Origin of the sequence: Streptococcus sp. UBA632 (assembly GCF_002300045.1) — a bacterium.
GTDB classification, from domain to species: Bacteria; Bacillota; Bacilli; order Lactobacillales; family Streptococcaceae; genus Streptococcus; species Streptococcus alactolyticus.
In genome coordinates, this window is sequence record NZ_DBPA01000059.1 from 16954 (window position 1) to 18556 (window position 1603).

At 42.0% G+C, this 1603-nt stretch carries 1 protein-coding gene; it reads right to left on the bottom strand.

Translation table 11 applies throughout. The features are described from left to right. Window positions 1-1468: hypothetical protein (locus B3473_RS06920; protein ID WP_293678406.1), on the bottom strand; the 1468-nt coding region annotated here is incomplete at its 3' end. Window positions 1469-1603 lie beyond the last annotated feature (135 nt).

Below are 1603 nucleotides of genomic sequence, written 5' to 3' on the forward strand. Positions count from 1 at the left end.
TTTTTTCAGACAACAGCAAAGCAGTCGATACAATCAGTAAGCCCAAACTTGTGTACTGGTACAAACGCTTGGTGCCTAAGTTTTTAAAAGAACGAGAATCCCGCTTTTTAAAAGTCTTTTCAAATAAAGCATGGTCAATTTCCCTTGCTAAAACCATTGCCAGCAAACCATAAGCCATGATGACCATACTAGAGGCGTAGCGTTCAAATCCAGCTAATTCCAAAGCTTCATCGGTCGGCATGGCAGTCAGATACATCAGCAAAATGCCAATATAGTAAGCCACAATCATCACATCAACCAAGAACCAAGCAGTTATGAAGCGGCGCGAATGCTTTCTCAACAGCACAAAAGCTAACACCACGACCAACATCACAACATTTAAAGCGATGATACCACGCGTTGCCAATTGACTGAGGTCCAAAGATTGGCTAGTAAAAGCATCTATAATCTCACGCGCCACGCCCCCAATTTTCCCAGTCATAATGTGACCTAATTCTGAGAAAGAGACGGCATGTTTTGCTTCAGATGCATTGGTGAAATGCAGAGCTATGTGCCTTTGCCACAACAGATAAGGTGAAAAATTAAGGCCAATGGTCGCGAGGCTTGGAAAAATTGCCCACCACCTGACACGTCTGCGACGAAAGAGCCTTACCACACAGCTCACATACAAAATCAAAGCAATGGCCACAAAGAAAAGTCCGCTAACCTTGACAATACTTAAAGTGCCAAGAACCACCACCATATGAACAGACAAACGCCAAAAATGATTACGATAGGCATAACAAGCCGAAATAGCCGCCAAAGCTAGCACTGGCAAGAGAAAATCCACCAAAAGATTGTTCAAACGAATGGCAATATTGAACGTATTAAACAAAGCAAAACTGCCAAAAATCAAGGCTGACGGCAAGGCACGACGCTCATCACGCAAGGATCCAAACAAGGCATACAAGCCCGACAAGGTCAAGAGCAATTGCCCAACTAACATGGTGCCTTCTGAAAAACCAACGATTTTTGTAACAAAATAGATAAACATCGAACTACCAACAGGATAAGTATAATAACTGATAATCGCATCCTGCTGGGTCGGCAAGCTATCATTCGAGTACAAAAACTTCACAATCGTAGCCCAATAGGTAAAATTGTCATAATGCAATAACGGTGATTTGAACAAAACCGAACCAAAAGCCAAGAGATAGAGCAGCATACCAAGCGCAATAAAATCAGGAACTCTAAAGGTATCTTTCTTGGTCACATATCGTACCAGCTGATAAACACTCAAAATCGCCCCCAAACCACAAATGCCATAAACCGCTGGCAGCAAAGCATTGAACAAAGCCGCAAGATAAAGCACTAAGGTAATCGCTGAAAAAGTGAATACCCAAGTCAAACGACGGTTCATCTTGAAACGATTGCGAAAAAGATCGGCATAACCAACCATAAAAAAAAAGAAAGCAAATCTGACTATCATGCTACCTGACCTTTCCACTCACTCGCCAACTGTTTAAACTGAGGTGTTTTCGCCAAACTAGCTAAATTCGTCACTTGATAAAGGGACTTATTGGCCTCTTTGTCATAAGATACAAAATCCAGTTTCACATCCATG